Raw genomic sequence first — 17,486 nt, forward strand, 5'->3', positions numbered from 1 at the left:
CTGGGAAACCGACAATCAGGAGAAACCCATGATCCGGGTATTGGGACGCAAGACATCGGGAAACGTGCAGAAGGTTCTGTTTTTTCTGGAGGAAACCGGGACGGAATACGATCGCGAGGATTTCGGTCGGCTGTTTGAGAATACCAAAACGCCGGAATACCTCGCCATGAATCCGACAGCCAAAGTGCCGACGGTCATTGATGGCGACACGGTCACGTGGGAGAGCAACACGATCCTGCGTTATCTCGCGGTTACCCGGGCGCCTGGGCTAACCGGCTCCAATCCGGCCGAGTGTGCCGAGGTCGAACGGTGGATGGACTTTCTGCTCGCCGCGATCAATCCCGGTTACCTGGCGGCCTTCAAGGGCGCGAAGCTCGAACCGTCGGAACGGCCTGCAGGCTTCGACGCACAATTAGCCGACCTTCACGCCCAGATGACGATCGTGAGCGACACTCTGGACGGCAATGAGTTCGCGGCGCTCGGAAAGCTGACGATCGCCGATATTGCAATGGCGCCCATCATGGGCCGTTGCCTGAATTTCCCATACCAACGTCCGGCGATGCCCGGGCTTGAAGCCTGGTTCGAACGGATGTCCGCGCGCGATGCGTTCAAAGCGGCAACGGGGTGAACGGGGAGTCATGACAGGGGTGCGCTGATGCAAATCGCGATCATAGGCATGGGTTCCATGGGCCCCGGGATGGCGGCGCGGATTGCGCGCGGTGGGCATGATGTCCGTGCCTTCGATATCGCCGAAGCCGCTCGAGGGCGGGCGGCATCGCTGTTGCCGATGATCGTCTCCGCGCTCGATGGCCTGGAGATCAAAGATCAGGGCGGCAATCTTTCCTTTGCCGGGTCACTCGAGGAAGCGGTAGCGGGGGCTGACCTGGTCATCGAGAACATTCCCGAGAACATCGATACGAAAGCAGCGCTTTATCGCGAACTGGACCCGCTTCTGGCTGCCGACACGATTGTCGCGACAGACACCTCCGGCATCCCGATCACGAAGCTTCAGGCACACATTTCGCACCCCCGGCGATTTGTCGGCATGCACTGGTCAAATCCGCCGCATATCGTGCCGATGATCGAGGTCATTGCCGGCGAGCAAACGGCGCCGGACGTCGTGACCGCAATACAGACCCTGATCCGCGATCTTGGTTTGCTGCCGGTGACCCTGAAGAAGGACGTGCCCGGGTTCGTCGAGAATCGCGTGCTCTACGCGCTTTTGCGAGAATGCGTCGACCTGGTGGAACGCGGTGTTATCGACCCGGAAGATCTCGACACCTGTGTCAACTGGGGTATCGGCTACAAGTTAGCTGTCATCGGTCCCATGCGGCTCCTCGATATGGCAGGCCTGGACATCTACCAGTCCGTATCCTCGTTTCTGAACGCTGAGCTATGCAACCGCGACGATGTCTCGCCGATGGTGACAACAGCAACCGAAAAGGGCCAGCTTGGCATGAAAACCGGTGGCGGCCTTTTCGACTACACGGAAGAGGACCTCACTGCTTTTCCGCGCGAACGCGCACAGACCTTGATCGCGGTACGCAAGATCCTGGAGGATCGGTCATGACTCGTCCATCCGGAAGCTTGGGCGCGCGGGCACTTGAGACACTCAAGCTCCTACTGGGTCTTGCACTTGTGTTGATGGTGGTTCTGAACATCGTCAATGCTGCCGGACGCTATGGCGGCCTCCCCGTTCCGGGCGGCATGGACGAACTTCTGGTAATCGCCATGATCTGGGTCGTCATGATCGGCTGCATTCTGGCGACGCATGACCGTACGCACCTGGCGATCAATCTTCTGCCCCAGTCGCTGAACAACGACCGCCGTCGCGTCCTCGAAACACTTGTGACCTTTCTGACGGCTGGCGTCTGTGCGTTTGTTGCCTGGCATTCATGGACCTTCATCGAACGCATCGGTGCGATCGGGCAAAAGAGCATGGGGCTCGGGGTTCCGATGGTCGTGCCGCACCTGGCCATTTTTGTCGGATTTGCCGGTACCGCCCTCGTTTCGTTGGTTCTTGCGGTCACGGACTGCCGAGCCTTCTTCCAGGATCGGGCCAAATGATATGGGCCATCGCGCTAACAATCGTGTTGCTGGTTGCGCTTGGCGCGCCGATCTTCGTCGCACTGCTGGCAGGCGCGGCTGTAGGGCTCTCGATGTTCAACGGACCCCCGCTGATCGCCTTGCAGCAGACAATTTTCGGCGGACTGGATGCCTACGCGCTGCTGGCCGTGCCGTTCTTCGTCTTCGCAGGAGAGCTGATGGCCGCCTCGGGTATCGCGAACCGGCTCATCGCGCTGGTCCAGGCCTTGTTCGGTCGCGTTCCGGGGTCGCTGGGTATCGCGGCACTCGGCGGTTCTACCCTGATCGGGACGATATGCGGTTCCTCTGCTGCCGCGGTCGCGGCTGTAGGCAAGAACATGTACCCGCGGCTTCTGGACGCCCAATACGGTCAGCGTCGGGCGTCCGGGATCATTACGTCATCAGGTGCGATCGACATTGTCATCCCGCCGTCCATCGCCATGATCCTCTACGGAGCGGCCGCGGAACAGAGCATTCCCAAACTGTTCATCGCCGGGATCGTGCCGGGACTATTCGTGGCACTTTTGATGGGTATTTACATCTCAGCATCAGCTCGTTTCTCCGGCCTGCCGACGGAAGGCCGGTTCGACCCACGTTCGACGATCATCGCGTTTCAAAAGGCGATCGGCGCGTTGTTCATGCCGGTTTTTATCCTGACGGGAATTTACGCGGGCGCCTTTTCGCCGACAGAGGCCGGTGGCTTTGCCTGCGCCTATGCCATCATTCTCGGGCTGGTCTTCTACCGCAGCCTGACTTTGTCGGACATTCTGGCCGCAGCTGCCCGTGCAGCGATGATCACAGCGCAAATCATGGTCGTTGTTGCCGCAGCAAGCGTGATTTCCTGGCTGCTCACCGTCAAGGGAGTGCCGCAAGCGCTGATTGCCGGAATTATCGACGCCGGCCTGTCACCGCTGATGTTTCTATTGGCGGTGAACGTTTTTTTGCTCGCCACCGGCTGCTTCCTCGATCCGACTTCGGCGATTTTGGTTCTGGCACCACTGCTGGTCCCGATCGCCATCGCTCTCGGTATCGACCCCATCCATTTCGGGGTCATCATGACGGTGAACCTTGCGATCGGAATGTTCACACCGCCATTCGGGCTCAACATTTTTGTCGCCCAATCCGTCCTCGGCGTGTCGGCAGCGGACATCTATCGCGGAGTCCTGCCCTTTGTAGCCGTGCAAACCATAGCCCTGGCAGTCATCACGCTCCTGCCGGTGCTGTCTCTGTGGCTCGTCCGCGCAATGTCATAAAAACCAGGGAGAAGAGATCATGAATTTCGTCCGGAGCTTAATTGGTCGCATGCTGCTCGTAGCGGCAGCGACAGCCATGCTTTGCGCTCCTACTCTTGCTCAAAGTACGATGAAGCTGTCTTCGGCCACCATCAATGATGTCCAGCACGAGTGGCAAAAGGTCTTCGCCCAGGAAATGAACAATCGTGCTGGTGATGCGGTGACAGTAGAGATCTATCCCGCAAGCCAGTTGGGTGCGATCCCACGCATGACCGAGGGCGTGCTTCTTGGCACAATCGAGGCCTTCACCACACCAACGTCCTTCGTGACAGGCGTTGATCCACGTTTTCAGGCTTTCGACATTCCGGGGCTCTTCCACGACGCTGACGAAGTTCGCGCAGTGATCCACAATCCGGAGTTTCGTGATCATCTGGAAACCTTGTTCCTGGACAAGGGTGTGCGCATCATCGGCGCGATCTACAACTCGCCAATGCTGATGCTGACGTCCAATCCGGTGACAGAGCTGGCAGGAGTCGACGGGCTTAAGATCCGCACATTCGCCTCGCCTCTGCAGCAGGAGCCGATGAAAGCCATCGGAGCCATTCCGACGCCGCTCGCCCTTTCGGAAGTCGTGCCCCAGCTTCAGTCGGGCGGTATCGACGGCCTGCTTGCCGGCATGCCTATTCTGACCGCGTTCAAATTCTATGACACGGCTCAGCATGTGACCGACTTGAACTTCTCGCATCTCATATCGATCACACTTGTCAATGAAGCATGGTTCCAAAGCCAGACGCCGGAGGTCCGTAAAGCCATTCGTGCCGCCGGACGAGCGGCCGAAGAAGCTGTGTTCGACTGGGGCGTTGCCAATGTCGAGCGTGCCAACAAGGCCTGGATCGACGCCGGAGGCAAAATCCACAATCTTCCGGAAGCCGAGCAGTCGCGCATGATGGACACCTTCGCCGACGTCGGCGCCAAGACGATTGCTGATCAGACCGACGTCGTGGCCGAGTACGATCGCATTGTCGGCGTTCTCGACGCCCACAGGTCCAAATAGGCTCAGTCGGAGGACCCGTGTTCGACTTCCCGGCATACCACGCGACTGTCGCTTCCATCGGTACAAATGTGCCGGATCAAGGCAGGCGTCCGGCCTGTGCGATAGTCAAGACGAACCATCGATCGGGTTGCGTACGTGCGCGGCGGGCGCCCGCACCAGATCGCTTCAACCGGCATTCGGTCCTCCAACTCGTTCAAGAGATTAAACACACCGGTTTCGGGATTGTGCCAAAGCTCGAAGCGCACGGTTCCTTGCGTTTCGGCATCGCCGACAGGCGCCGAATACCAGTGTGCAAGGCTCGCCGAACAACGGAGCAGCCCATCGCTATCGTTCCTGATTTCAACCGGCACGGCGTTGACGCCTTCCGTTCCGCGTTGAAGGTTCGAGTATGGGATGTATTCCCTTTTCTCGTTCGCTTCACCGGGGCCAAGGGCCGAGCCGGCAAAAACAATGAGAACCGCCAGTGGGCGGCGAAGGTTTGTCGTAAAGCAAAGGAGACGTAGGAAATGAAACATCTGGTTTTCTCACTGGTGCTGGCCGCGGCTGTAACCGCGACATCGGCCCATGCGCAGGACATCGATACCATAGCGGTTCTGACACCGGAAGTCGGCTCCGACTTTGGCTGGAATCAGCAGGGCGTCGACGCCGCCAAGGCCGCAGGCGAAGCTGCGGGCGTTAAGGTGGTCGTGGCCGAAGGCCTTGGCTATGGCGATGTCCGTGCTCCCATGCGGGAACTCGCCTCCGAAGGTGTGGACCTGATCATCGCCCATGCATCGGGCTACATCACAGCGGGCATCGAGATCGCCGAAGAGACCGGCATTCCGGTGGCTATTGTCGACAGTCCCGAAGCCCTGAAGAAAGGGCTCGTCGCCGACTACACCTTGTCGGGACATGAAGGCGCCTGGCTTGCCGGACGCATCGCCGCCAAGATGACCAAGACGGGTACCGTCGGCATTGTCGTTTCGGGTGAACCACCATCCTGGAACTCGCAATCGGCTGGCTTTGCACAGGGCGTGCGCGCTGAAAACCCAGACGTGAAGATCCTCTACGCAGTCATCGGACCGGCAGCTTATGCGGATGTCGCTGGTGGCAACCGGGTGACAACCTCCGTCATCGCAGCCGGCGCCGACATCATCTTTGGTCAAGGCAACGGATCGACCTTCGGTATGCTGCAGGCTGTCGAGACCAACAAGGCGCCCGACGGCTCCGATGTCCTGTTCATCGATGTGATCGGCGACAAGACGTCCGTCGACAAGGGCCACCTGCTGACGTCGGTCCTGTGGGACATGACTCCGGTCTACTCCGCAATGATCACCGACTTGAAGGCCGGTTCGTTTGGGACCAAGCACTATGCCATCAGTGTCGAAGGCGATAGCGTGAAGCTGATCAAGACACCGCAGATGCCGGACGATGTCTGGGCCGCTGCTATGGATCTGCGAGAGCAGATCGTGTCGGGTGATGTTTCGCTCGAGCCGATCTTCGATGCCGAAGAAGTGCGCAAACTGGTCACCTTGACAGAGTAATCCGATGGAGAATGATCTTTCCTGCAATGAGGAGCGTGTATCACTCGTCAATGTGACCAAGCGGTTTCCCGGTGTGGTCGCTGTCGACAAGGTGTCGCTGTCTTTCCATGCGGGAGAGGTTCATGTCCTTCTGGGAGAAAACGGGGCTGGCAAGTCCACGATCGTAGGCATGCTTGCCGGCCTCCAGGAGCCCGACGAGGGCCACATCACAGTCGATGGGCGTCAAGTGCGCCTGTCGAGCCCAACCGAAAGCCTGGCCCACGGAATCAACACGGTCTTCCAGCACGTCATGCTGGTGCCGACGCTCACGGTTTTCGAGAATCTGATACTGGGAGCCCCATGGTGGACGCGTCCACCGCGCAGTGAAATCGAGCATCGGGTCAAAGAGTTATCACGCGAATTCGGATTGTCGGTCCCACTGGATGCACGTACGGGTGACCTTTCGCTCGGAGAACAGCAACAGATTGAGATCGCACGGGCGCTGCTGCGCGACAGCAGAGTGCTTATCCTCGATGAAGCGACCTCGATGCTGACCCCGCGAGGTGCCGATGAGCTCGGTGATCGAATGCGAAGACTTGCAGGGCGGGGCATCTGCGTCATTTTCATCACCCACAAGCTGAGTGAGGCCTATCGTTTTGGCGACCGTATCAGCATCCTGAAACAGGGCCGTTTCGCCGGCGCCATCGCTCCGGAACGCCTCTCCGAAATGACCGAGGAAGAGGCCATCGAGGAGAAGGTCCGGTTGATGTTCGGACAGAGCGATCAAGGCCGGGCAGAGACAACCAGGACAAGCCAAGATCCCGGAGAAATGTGCCTGGCTGTCGAAGGCCTTGCGACGGAAGGCGAAGCGGAGATCCTTGCCCTCTCTGACATTTCCTTCGAACTGCGTGTCGGAGAAATTCTCGGCATTGCCGGTATTGACGGCAACGGACAAAAACAACTTGCGGAAGCTCTCGCCGGGCAACGGACGGCGACAGCCGGGAGGATCGCGCTGGACGGCGTGGATATCACCCGCCTACCCGTGGGGCGCCGCCGTAAACTCGGGCTGCGCTACCTCACCGACGACAGGCTGCGGGAAGGCAGCGTCGGCGAGTTTCCGGTCTCCCACAATGCCGTGCTTAAGGAGATCGGTGCGCGGCCCTTTTGGGTGCGCGGCGTCGAGCAGGCCCGCAAGATCGCCGATCATGCCATCCATCTCATCCATCAATTCAGCGTCAAGACGCCTGACGAAAAGACGCCGATTGGCCACCTCTCCGGAGGCAATATCCAGAAGTTGCTGCTCGGCCGCGAACTGTCGGGCGAGGCGCGTGTCGTGGTCTTCAACAAGCCCACCTATGGGCTTGACCTGCAGAACATTTCCGCCTCGCGGAAGCGGATCCGCGCCATCGCCAACGCCGGCATGGCCGCCCTGCTCATTTCGACGGATCTCGATGAGATTCTCGAACTGTCCGACCGCATTATGGTGATGGAACGCGGACGAGTGCGCGGCATTGTCGAAAACGACCCCGCACGGCCGGATGAGTTGCGGCAAACGGTCGGGCGGCTGATGGTCGGCGAGGATCTGGCGGCATGACGGAAACCCAGGTGCCGCAGGCGTCGACCGAGGACATCGGATCCGTCCAAAGACCGGAAAACCCGTGGAAGCGGGCCGCGATTACCTCGCTTGGACCGATTGTCGCAGCCGTCGTTCTGTCGGGATTGATCCTCCTTGCCTTCGGCGTGGATCCGATCGCCTATTACGGCTTCGTCATTGAAAAGGGTCTCTTGTCGTCGCTTGGCTTGCAGCAAACCCTGACCCGCATGGCCCCTCTGCTGTTTCTTGCGGCCGGCTTGATCGTCGCCTTCCGGGCCGGGATATGGAACCTCGGCGTGGACGGGCAGTTCCTGCTGGGTGCCGTCGGCGCGGCGGCGCTGGCGCCGGTGCTGGTCGAGACGATGCCCGGCTGGCTGGTGTTGTTGCTGGGCTTCCTGTTGGCCGGACTGATCGGAGCGGCATGGTCGGTGATCCCTGCCCTGCTTCGGGCCTATCAGGGCGTCAACGAGATCATCACGACGCTGATGATGTCTTTTCTTGGCGTTTCCATCGCGAACGCGCTCGTAAAGCTGGTGTTCTGGGACCCGAACACGACGGTTCCTCAGACAAGAACCCTTCCCGTGGCCGATCGGCTTCCGCGGTTGTTCGATACGACGATTTCATCTGGCGTGCTCTGGGCGCTGCTTGCCATCCTCGCCGTCCATTTCGTCATGACCCGAACTGCCTTTGGCCTGCGTCTCCGCACCGTTGGCGCCAATCCGCGCGCGGCCACCCATGCCGGGCTCTCCGTTCCGCTGCTGACCGTTGCCGTATTTGCCATTTCGGCCGGATTTGCTGGCCTGGCGGGCGCAACGGAGATCCTCGGCGTCAACGGAAACATCCGCACGGACTGGAATCCGGCCTACGGGTTGACGATCATTCCGCTGGTCTTTCTGGCACGGTTCAACGGACCGGTGTCGATCATCCTGATCTTCTTCTATTCCGTAATTCTGATCGGCAGTGAAAGTGCCGCTCGAAGAGTGGGCGTGCCGCAGGATTTCCGGCTGATCCTGGTCGGGATGCTCATGATCTTTCTGGGACTGGCGGAATGGCTGGATACCAGAAGCAGAAAGCGGGCGGGTTAGATCATGGAAGCTCTTCTGACATCGGCCTTCATTTCGTCGCTGCTGACCGGGGCGATCATTGCCGGAATTCCGCTCCTGCTGGCGGGCCTTGGCGAGCAGATGTCGGAGAAGGCCGGCGTCCTGAACATCGGCATCGAGGGCATGATGATCATGGGCGCCTATCTGGGCTTTCTGGTCGCCTGGGCCACCGAATCGATATGGCTCGGCTTTCTCGGCGGCATGGCGGGCGGCATGTCGGTGGCGCTGTTGATGGCGGTCCTGTGCGTGCGTCTGGGGCTGAACCAGATCGTCATCGGAATTGGACTGACGCTGAGCGCTGAAGGGTTGACGTCGCTCCTGCACCACTTTCAGTTTTCGCGAACCTACCCGCGTCTGCCGGCGCCGGTCAGGCTCGATATTCCGATGCTGACGGATATCCCCGTCATTGGGCCATCGTTCTTCGGCCGTCATTTGTTCGTCTATCTGGTGTTCTTGGCGGTGATCGTCCTGGCCGTCCTTTATCGCAAGACCGCCCTGGGACTGACACTGCGCGCTGCCGGCGAAAAGCCTGCGGCTCTCGATGTCGCGGGTGGGCATGTCACCCTTTTGCGCAGCGCCGCGGTGCTTTTCACGGGTGCCATGGCCGGCCTTGGCGGCGCCTACATGGCAAATATTGCGGCAGGCATCTTCATTCCGTTCATGACTGGTGGCGCCGGGTTCATCGGCATCGTTCTGGCCATGCTGGCCCGCGACCGTCCCGTCTGGGTGTTGATCGGCGCCATGATCTTCGGATCGACTCTTTCCATGACCACCGCGTTGCAGGTGGCCGGGTCGAACATACCCACCGACATCATTCAGACGTTGCCGTTCGCGGCCGTCATGATCGTCCTCGTAATCTTCGGCCGCCGTGCCCACCTGCCCTCCGCGCTCGGCCTGCCATACGAACGGGGAGCCCGATAGGGCAATGTGCTAAGGAAAGGAAGCAAAATGACGGATACAAAAGTCTATCTGCTCGATGGGGGATCGCTGGTTCTCGACGGCTTTCACATCTGGTGGAACAAGGGGCCGGGCGGCGAGGTCCGTTTCCCGGTCTACTCGGTTTTGGTTGAACATGCCGAAGGCAACTTCCTGATCGACACCGGCTACGACTACGACCACGTGATGAAGGTCCTGCCCTTCGAAAAGCCGCAACAGACGGAGCAGCAAACCATACCGGGCGCGCTGAAGTTGCTCGGGATGGAACCGAAGGATATCGGCGTTGTTTTCAACTCCCACTTCCACTTCGATCATGTCGGCGGCAACAAGTTCTTCCCGCATGCCAAGAAAATCTGCCACAAGGCCGAAATCGAACAATCAGCCAAGCCGGAGCCATTCGAGGTGCTTGGCTATTCTGACATGACCTTTTCAGCGGAAGCTGCCGAAGCCCGCGGCATGTCGGAGCAACTGGCCGACGGGCAGACGGCAGCCAATACGAGTTATGAACACGTCGAAGGTGACGTAGAACTGGCAAAGGGCGTCAAGCTGGTCTTCACGCCGGGACACGCGATCGGCCATTACTCGCTCTATGTCGAGCTTGCGAACCGCCGCCCCATGCTGTTCACGCTGGACGCGGCCTATACCCGCAAGAGTTACGACAACCTCATCAATGCCGGCTTCCACATCGACCCCATCGCCGGGGTGGAAAGCATGAAGAAACTCAAAAAGATCGAAGAAGAAACCGGCGCCGAGGTTCTCTTTTCCCACGATGCGGAGAGCTTTGCCAACTACCAGACCGGCGTAAACGCCTACAGCTGAACAGGTGACGCATGCGATATTCCAAAACACGCCCGCCGGCCTTCACGCTGTCCGCTGGCCCCGTCGACGCCTATCCCGAGGTTCTTCGCGGAATGGGCACGACCGTCCTTTACGACTTCGATCCGGCATTCCTCCATGTCTATGAAGGCGTCGCCAGGAAAGCCCAAACAGCCATGGACATGAACGAACCACCGGTGATCCTTCACGGTGAACCGGTGCTAGGACTGGAGGCTGCAGCCGCGTCGCTGATCGCCAGAGAAGACGTCGTGCTTAATCTGGCTTCCGGTGTTTACGGCAAGGGTTTCGGCTATTGGGCCACCCGCTATGCCAGCCGGGTGGATGAGATTGAAACCGACTACGATGATGCCATTGACCCCGGCGCTGTTGCCGAGCATCTGAAGAAGCACCCGGAAACCGCAGTTGTCTCGGTGGTGCACCATGACACGCCTTCTGGGACGCTCAACGACATCAATGCCATCGGTCAGGTCGTCGCCGACGCCGGCGCCCTGCTAATCGTCGACGCCGTGTCATCCTGGGCCGGGATGGAAACGTCCCCAGCAGCATGTCAGGCCGGCATCTACATCACCGGCCCGAACAAGTGCCTGGGGTGTCCGCCGGGGTTGACGATGGCGGCCGTGTCCGATGCCGCTTGGGAGAAGATGGAAGCGAACAAGGACGCGCCCTTCGCCTCCATGCTGTCCTTTACCGACTGGAAAAATGCCTGGAAGGCGAGCGAGCCGTTTCCGTTCACGCCATCCGTTGCCGAGATCAACGGGCTGGACACGGCGCTTGACAGGTATCTGGAAGAAGGGCCGGAGGCTGTCTGGGAGCGCCACGCGCTGACGGCAGCGGCCACCCGCGACGGCGTTCGTGCCATGGGCGTCGACATATGGCCCAAACGGGAAGAGATCGCTTCCCCGACCTGCACCGCGGTGCGGATGCCCGACGGAGTGGACGCCGGTCCAGTTCTGGCCGAGGCCCGCGCCCGGTATGGCGTCAGCATGTCCGCGGGTCGCGCTGAAACGCTGGGCAAACTGATCCGCATCGGCCACATGGGCCCGACGGCGCAACCGGCTTACGCCCTTGTGGCGGTCGCCGCGTTGGGTGGAGCGCTGCAGGCACTGGGCACAAACGCTGACATTGCCGCAGGCCTCGGAGCTGTGCAGGCTCGAATGGATCAAGGTCTATAAAGTCAAATACGAAGGGAGATCAGGCAAATGGCTGCAAATCTGGATGGAAGAACCGCTGTCGTCACGGGCGCCGCGCAGGGAATCGGTAAAGCGATCGCCAAGCGACTGGCCGAGGACGGCGCCACCGTGACCATCGGCGACATCAATGCCGAGGGAGCGGCCGCCGCTGCCGCCGATATCGGTCATGGGGCCAAGGGCATGGCCTGCGATGTATCGGATCCGGCCCAGGTGGATGCATTGATTGAAAGCGCGGCACGCGAAGGCGCACCGGATATCATCGTCAACAACGCCGCCGTCGTTCCCTTCATTGCCTGGGACGATGTGGATCTGGAGCACTGGCAGAAACTGATGGACGTCAATCTGACCGGTGTCTTTTTGACCAGTCGCAAGGCTACCGACATGATGCGCGCGGTAGACCGCAAGGGTCGGATCATCAATATTGCCTCGAACACTTTCTTTGCCGGCACGCCCAACATGGCCGCCTATGTCGCAACCAAGGGCGGTGTGATCGGATTCACTCGCGCGCTGGCGACGGAAATCGGTCAATATGGCATCACCGTGAATGCGGTTTCGCCCGGACTGATCGAATCCGATGGGGTGAAGGCCAGCCCCCACAACGAGGCCTTTGAATTTGTCGGCATGCTCCAGGCCCTACCCGGAAAGGGTCAACCGGAGCACATCGCCAACGTTGTGTCCTTCCTGGCTTCCGACGACGCGGGCTGGATGACGGGCCAGACGGTGAATGTCGACGCCGGAATGATTCGCTGGTGATTGCCTTTGCCAGAAGCTGCTTCTCGAGTATCGCGCCAGTAACAGTGGCACCAACCTCCATCCGGTTGGTGCCGCCCAGTCCACTTGTGGGTGAACAATAATGCCAACGACAATCGCCTCCCTGATCGCTGACCATGCGGACGACAGTCCGGCAATCGGTGCGCCGGGTCGCTCTTGGCTGACCTACGGTCAATTGCGGTCGCTTACCGATGACGTTTCCCAGGCACTGGCGGCCATGGGAATCGGACGTGGTGACCGCGTGGCGATCGTGCTCGACAACGGACCTGAGATGGCCTGTGCGTTCATCACGATTGCTCAGGCGGCGACGACGGCGCCGCTCAATCCGGCGTACCGTGAAGAGGAATATGCCTTCTACCTGGAGGATCTTCAGGCCAAGGCGCTTGTGGTGGCGGAAGACTATGGCGGCCCGGCGCTGGCGGCCGCCGAAACGAGCGGGGCCATGATCGTGCGCCTCGCGTCCGACGCCGATGGACCGGCGGGCGTATTCCGGCTGTCCAGACCAGCAGTCGATGGTGCAAAGGCCGCCGGCAACCCGGACGAAAACGATGTCGCCCTGATCCTGCACACCTCGGGCACCACGTCGCGCCCCAAGATCGTACCGCTGACCCAGTCCAATATCCACGCTTCGGCAAACAACATCCGGTCATCGTTGGCGCTGACACCCGAAGATCGCTGTTTGAATGTCATGCCGCTGTTTCACATTCACGGCTTGATCGCTGCGGTCGCTTCGTCGCTGGCCGCAGGAGCATGCATAAGCTGTGCCCCCGGGTTCAATGCGTTACGCTTCTACGCTCAGCTCAAGGAAGTTGCACCCAGTTGGTACACGGCCGTTCCGACCATGCACCAGGCGGTCCTTGCCCGCGCAGCGCGCAACCGGGAAATCATCGATAGCGCCGGTCTTCGGTTCATCCGGTCGTCGTCCGCATCGCTGCCGGCACCGGTCATGGAGGAGCTGGCCGCAACCTTCGGCGCGCCCGTGATCGAAGCTTATGGCATGACTGAAGCCACCCACCAGATGTGCAGCAATCCCTTGCCGCCCCGCGCACAAAAACCAGGATCCGTGGGCTTGGCTGCCGGCCCGGACGTGCAGATTGCCGCCGAGACCGAAAATAGTCTGCTCGAGCCGAGTGCAACCGGTGAAATCGTGATCAGCGGCCCGAACGTGACACCCGGGTACGAGGGCAATCAGGATGCCAATGCCGCCAGTTTCTTCATGGCCGATGACAAACGCTGGTTCCGCACCGGTGATCAGGGATCGTTTGATGAAGAGGGCTATCTTCGCCTGACCGGACGGCTGAAAGAGATCATCAACCGGGGCGGCGAGAAGATCAGTCCGCTTGAGGTGGACGCGATCTTGCTCAGCCATCCTGATATTGCTCAGGCTGTGTGCTTTGCTGTGCCGCATCCGAAACTGGGCGAAGACATCTCGGCCGCAATCGTTCTGGCCGAAGGCTCCGAGCTTGATGAAAAGACGGTTCGCACGTTTGCTGCAGAACGGCTCGCCGACTTCAAGGTGCCGCGTTCGGTGGTGATCCTGGAAGAAATTCCCAAGGGGGCGACCGGGAAGATCCAACGCATCGGCTTGGCTGAAAAACTCGGCCTCGGGAGGACCTAGCTATCAGGATCTGTGTATTCGGCGCCGGTGCCATCGGCGGATATCTTGGGGTCAAGCTGGCGCAAGCCGGAATGGATGTGAGTCTGGTGGCTCGCGGCCCGCACCTGAACGCCATGCGCGAAAAAGGTCTGACCCTGATCGAAGAGGACCAGGCGCCGGTCACGGTGCCGGTCACTGCGTCTGACGATCCTGCGGAGCTTGGCGTCCAGGACTATGTCATCGTCACGCTCAAGGCGCATTCGGTTCCGCCCGTGGTCGGACGGATGCAGCCGCTATTCGGTGACAACACCACTGTGGTCAGCGGCGTCAACGGAGTGCCGTGGTGGTATTTCCACAAGCTCGGCGGCCCGCTCGAGGGCCGTCGTCTTGCCTCCGTCGATCCGGGCAATGCCCAGTGGGACGGCTTCGGGCCGGACCGCGTCCTGGGATGCGTCGTGTATCCGGCGGCAGAGGTGATCGAGCCGGGAGTGATCAGGCACATCGAGGGAAACCGCTTTTGTCTTGGCGAACCCGACGGATCGAAGTCCGATCGGGCGAAGGTGCTGTCCGAAGCAATGATCAAAGCCGGGCTGAAGGCGCCGGTGCGTCCGCGCATCCGCGACGAAATCTGGGTGAAGCTATGGGGTAACCTCTCCTTCAATCCGATCTCGGCTCTGACCCATTCGACGCTGGACGTGCTGTGCACCGATCCCGGCACCCGGGCGGTGGCGCGGGCCATGATGGTCGAGGCGCAAGAGATCGCTGAGAAACTGGGTGTGCGCTTCCCGATCGACGTCGATCGCCGCATCGACGGCGGCGCTGCTGTCGGCGCCCACAAGACTTCCATGTGGCAGGACCTGAATCTCGGCCGCCCAATGGAAATCGACGCGCTGGTCACAGCCGTCCAGGAATTGGGCCAGCTGACCGGGACACCAACACCGACCATCGACACGGTCTTGGCTCTGATCCAGCTACGAGGGCGAACGGCTGGGCTTTACGGCTGACATCGCGATTGGTGGATTGATCCTGTGAAACCTTCGGGTCCGGTCCCGCCCGGTTTTAGATCTTTTTCAGGCCGGGCTTCGCGACCGGCTCATGGCCCCCGGAGGTCGCTGCCGAAGCAATACGCGCCTATGTCGGGGAGACCAACCGGCCGAACAGGGAACGGCGGCTACAGCCGCGCTCTCACCGATCGTCTCCGCAAGTTGGAGGCCGGGCACGAGGAACTGACCGAGAGGCTCTCATGCACTTCCGCCGCCATCCCGGACATTCATCCGAATTGCAGCACCCAACCATCGTCAAGCGAAAGCGCAATGATGGACGGACACTGGATGATGATGGAAAACTTCTTGATATCAATTACTTCTGAGAACACCGGTCAACCGCAATCAACACGGATTCCTCGCAACCCCTACTCCCATTCGATGATCAATGAGCTGATTAAATCACTGTTTTCATAATGAATTTGTCTGCGACAATTCGCACATACCGTCAGAAGTACCGTCATTGGTGTAAGCTTCTGATATTGCTTTATTATTCCTGCAAGCGAATTCAGAATTATCTGAATAAGAAGAAAAGAAATCTAGGTGAACCGGACGTACCGACACGCGGATTATGATTGAGGTCAGGATCTGCAGCAAACCGCCCTGCCCTGCCCCAGTCTGTTTCATGGACTGATTGATATGTTTAGGGAAAAGATCCTCAAGCCAGTCCAAACTGTTTCAGGCTGCCTCATTCAAGCTCCGCACTTTTGCAGCTCATTTGAATCCCAGCTTGATCGATAGCGTCACGTCTCTGGAAATACCTCGCCCGTCTCACCTTCTATTTCCTTGTTCACGCCGCGGACGGTTCATTTGCATCAAGATGAGCTTCCAGTTTTTGTTGATCCCAGGTTAGGGTACAAAACGCAAGATTTTGCCTTGAGGGTGTCCCCTTAGCGAAAACTCAGCGTCGTCGCCTTTGTCAGCCCAGGCATCGAAAAAGGTTCCGATCGGATACCTATCAGCCATGTCCGAAATAAACTTCCAAAACCAATGTGGTCAAAGTCGCTCAAACTCCGAGTTCGATGATGGAAATTCGGGCCGTGTGTGACAAAAGATAGACCCCAGTAATTTCGCTAAACCGGAAGAAAGTTGCGGCCGACGTCAAAAATGATAGTCGAAAGGGGATCTGCAATCAGCTGGTTAGTACCGCTGAGGTCGCGACATCTAACAATGGCATCAAACAGTTTCTTTGAAGCCTAGAACACTGGGGATCATTGATTTAAAGTAGTTTTTCGTTATCAATTCAGATCAGTTGATTGATGGACAGCGCTTTGTTGAGTACGTGCGGTCTTGTCGTCAACAAATGGCAAATCGACGCTACTAAGCGCCTCCTTCGCAGACTGAACTCGGTGAATCACTTTTGGCATGGCTATGCGAAGATGGTTGATCGCCTGCTGTCTGATTTCGTACAGATCCAAGTTCTGCATGGCCGAAATTATATTCAAATGCTCTTCGAAAAACGGCTCTTCGGCCGGTAGATCAACTTCATTGCCTAATACATATCGGCTCGCCAAATGCAGACAATTTGTGCGGCGCAAAGACTCCGATATCTCCTGGTTGGGGCACTCCTTTACACAACCTATATGGAGCTCTTCTTCCATCTTGTAGAGTTCCGCGGGATCGACGTTTGGGTAAAACTTTATTGCAAGCTCCAGGCGCGACGCGATTTTATCCAGTTTTTCAGGGGAAAGCTTTTCTGCAGTCAGTGCCAGCGCTTCAGGTTCTAGCAAAATACGGAGCTCATAAAGCGCGGCAATGCGTTCCTGATCGAGCGCAACCGTGTGCCAGCGTGAACTCCCATCACGAATAACAAGTCCGTTGGCTTGGGCCTGCAGCAAAACTTCATGCATGACCGTTCTACCCACGCCATAGTAGCCGGCTGCATCAGATTCATTTATCCGAAGTTGGCCGCGAATGGCGCAACGAACAAGATCTGGTTCGACTTGGTCATACAGTTTTTCGGATAAACGGACTTTAAGTGCACCCGTTTCGTCAGAAGCCAACCCAAGTGTTTCGGCAGTAATGGGCCGACGGTCGACAGTGCCATCAGTCGTTGGAACAAGAAAACCACGCCCCGAAGACCGAGTTACCAAGCCTTCAGAATGGAGCTGGGCTATTGCCGCTTTCACTGGCGTACGGCTCGCTCCGATCAATGTTGCAACCGAAGATTCAACGATTACTTGCCCTGGACTTAGCCTTCCTTCTTCGATGGCTCCCTTCAGTAGGGCATGAGTTTTTGATACCAGATTTTGGTTCCTACCCTTTTTGTGCACCAACTTCGCTCCGACGGTAACGCCCAAGAGGCTGTTTCGAAAACCTAACCGATGTTGGATGATCGTGCTTAAATGCTAGTCCAAACTGTCGTTAAAGACAACTTGGAAGATCTCACAAACATCACCGACCATCCACGGTAACATAGCCGTAATAAGCATCATTATGAAAGCGATCCGACCGATACAAAGGCAAATGCTCCAATTCCCTTTGTGCCGCAACCCGCTCGAACAGGTCGACCGCAATATCTCATATTATTAGTGGATATTGT

At 58.8% G+C, this 17,486-nt stretch carries 16 protein-coding genes; 14 read left to right on the forward strand and 2 right to left on the reverse strand.

Annotated elements, in window-relative coordinates; all coding sequences use genetic code 11:
* Window positions 1–28: 28 nt before the first annotated feature.
* From OQ273_RS13800 to OQ273_RS13820, 5 genes are read left to right on the forward strand one after another with little or no spacing between them, the layout of a single operon-like run.
* Entirely contained in the window at window positions 29–628 is a 600-nt protein-coding gene (locus tag OQ273_RS13800; protein ID WP_267991078.1) for a glutathione S-transferase family protein, read from the forward strand.
* 27 nt (window positions 629–655) lie between these two features.
* Window positions 656–1,570: a 5-formyl-3-hydroxy-2-methylpyridine 4-carboxylate 5-dehydrogenase gene (gene fhmpcd1, locus OQ273_RS13805; protein WP_267991079.1), complete on the forward strand. Its 915-nt coding sequence runs from the start codon at window positions 656–658 to the stop codon at window positions 1,568–1,570.
* Window positions 1,567–2,067, forward strand: coding sequence for a TRAP transporter small permease (locus OQ273_RS13810; RefSeq protein ID WP_267991080.1), 501 nt, complete (start codon window positions 1,567–1,569; stop codon window positions 2,065–2,067). Before fhmpcd1 ends, OQ273_RS13810 begins: the two co-directional genes overlap by 4 nt.
* Window positions 2,064–3,338 (forward strand): TRAP transporter large permease, encoded by a 1,275-nt coding sequence (locus OQ273_RS13815; protein WP_267991081.1) that lies wholly within the window; start codon window positions 2,064–2,066, stop codon window positions 3,336–3,338. The genes OQ273_RS13810 and OQ273_RS13815 overlap by 4 nt, the downstream gene beginning before the upstream one ends.
* 19 nt (window positions 3,339–3,357) lie before the next feature.
* Window positions 3,358–4,371, forward strand: coding sequence for a TRAP transporter substrate-binding protein (locus tag OQ273_RS13820; RefSeq protein ID WP_267991082.1), 1,014 nt, complete (start codon window positions 3,358–3,360; stop codon window positions 4,369–4,371).
* Window positions 4,372–4,373: 2 nt separating this feature from the next.
* Here the strand turns inward: OQ273_RS13820 and OQ273_RS13825 are convergent, their stop codons facing one another.
* Window positions 4,374–4,886 carry a hypothetical protein gene (locus OQ273_RS13825; protein ID WP_267991083.1) on the reverse strand — a complete coding sequence of 171 codons (513 nt, stop codon included), beginning with the start codon at window positions 4,884–4,886 and terminating at the stop codon, window positions 4,374–4,376.
* Here OQ273_RS13825 and OQ273_RS13830 point away from each other — a divergent pair.
* The 9 genes from OQ273_RS13830 (at window position 4,878) to OQ273_RS13870 (ending at window position 14,905) form a co-directional block, all read left to right on the forward strand.
* On the forward strand, window positions 4,878–5,894 hold the full coding sequence (locus OQ273_RS13830) for a putative B6 ABC transporter substrate-binding protein (protein WP_267991084.1): 1,017 nt from the start codon (window positions 4,878–4,880) through the stop codon (window positions 5,892–5,894). The genes OQ273_RS13825 and OQ273_RS13830 overlap by 9 nt on opposite strands.
* A 4-nt stretch (window positions 5,895–5,898) precedes the next feature.
* Window positions 5,899–7,467, forward strand: coding sequence for a putative B6 ABC transporter ATP-binding protein (locus tag OQ273_RS13835; RefSeq protein ID WP_267991085.1), 1,569 nt, complete (start codon window positions 5,899–5,901; stop codon window positions 7,465–7,467).
* A complete protein-coding gene (locus tag OQ273_RS13840; RefSeq protein ID WP_267991086.1) occupies window positions 7,464–8,552 on the forward strand; it encodes a putative B6 ABC transporter permease subunit 2 in 1,089 nt (362 codons plus the stop codon). The genes OQ273_RS13835 and OQ273_RS13840 overlap by 4 nt, the downstream gene beginning before the upstream one ends.
* 3 nt (window positions 8,553–8,555) lie before the next feature.
* Entirely contained in the window at window positions 8,556–9,491 is a 936-nt protein-coding gene (locus tag OQ273_RS13845) for a putative B6 ABC transporter permease subunit 1 (RefSeq protein ID WP_267991087.1), read from the forward strand.
* A gap of 27 nt (window positions 9,492–9,518) precedes the next feature.
* Window positions 9,519–10,325 (forward strand): 4-pyridoxolactonase, encoded by an 807-nt coding sequence (gene pldA, locus OQ273_RS13850; protein ID WP_267991088.1) that lies wholly within the window; start codon window positions 9,519–9,521, stop codon window positions 10,323–10,325.
* Window positions 10,326–10,336: 11 nt separating this feature from the next.
* Complete coding sequence (gene ppaT, locus OQ273_RS13855) at window positions 10,337–11,515, forward strand: pyridoxamine--pyruvate transaminase (RefSeq protein WP_267991089.1); 1,179 nt, start codon at window positions 10,337–10,339, stop codon at window positions 11,513–11,515.
* A gap of 27 nt (window positions 11,516–11,542) precedes the next feature.
* Window positions 11,543–12,286, forward strand: a complete 744-nt coding sequence (gene pldH / locus OQ273_RS13860) for a pyridoxal 4-dehydrogenase, SDR-type (RefSeq protein ID WP_267991090.1) — start codon at window positions 11,543–11,545, stop codon at window positions 12,284–12,286.
* Window positions 12,287–12,386: 100 nt separating this feature from the next.
* Window positions 12,387–13,922: an acyl--CoA ligase gene (locus OQ273_RS13865; RefSeq protein WP_267991091.1), complete on the forward strand. Its 1,536-nt coding sequence runs from the start codon at window positions 12,387–12,389 to the stop codon at window positions 13,920–13,922.
* 2 nt (window positions 13,923–13,924) lie between these two features.
* Window positions 13,925–14,905: a 2-dehydropantoate 2-reductase gene (locus OQ273_RS13870; protein ID WP_267993102.1), complete on the forward strand. Its 981-nt coding sequence runs from the start codon at window positions 13,925–13,927 to the stop codon at window positions 14,903–14,905.
* Between the two features lie 1,277 nt (window positions 14,906–16,182).
* Here the strand turns inward: OQ273_RS13870 and OQ273_RS13875 are convergent.
* The gene (locus OQ273_RS13875) at window positions 16,183–17,244 is read right to left on the reverse strand and encodes a GntR family transcriptional regulator (RefSeq protein ID WP_267991092.1); all 1,062 of its coding nucleotides are present in this window, start codon (window positions 17,242–17,244) and stop codon (window positions 16,183–16,185) included.
* Window positions 17,245–17,486: the final 242 nt, after the last annotated feature.

This window comes from Hoeflea prorocentri (genome assembly GCF_027944115.1).
GTDB classification, from domain to species: domain Bacteria; phylum Pseudomonadota; class Alphaproteobacteria; order Rhizobiales; family Rhizobiaceae; genus Hoeflea_A; species Hoeflea_A prorocentri.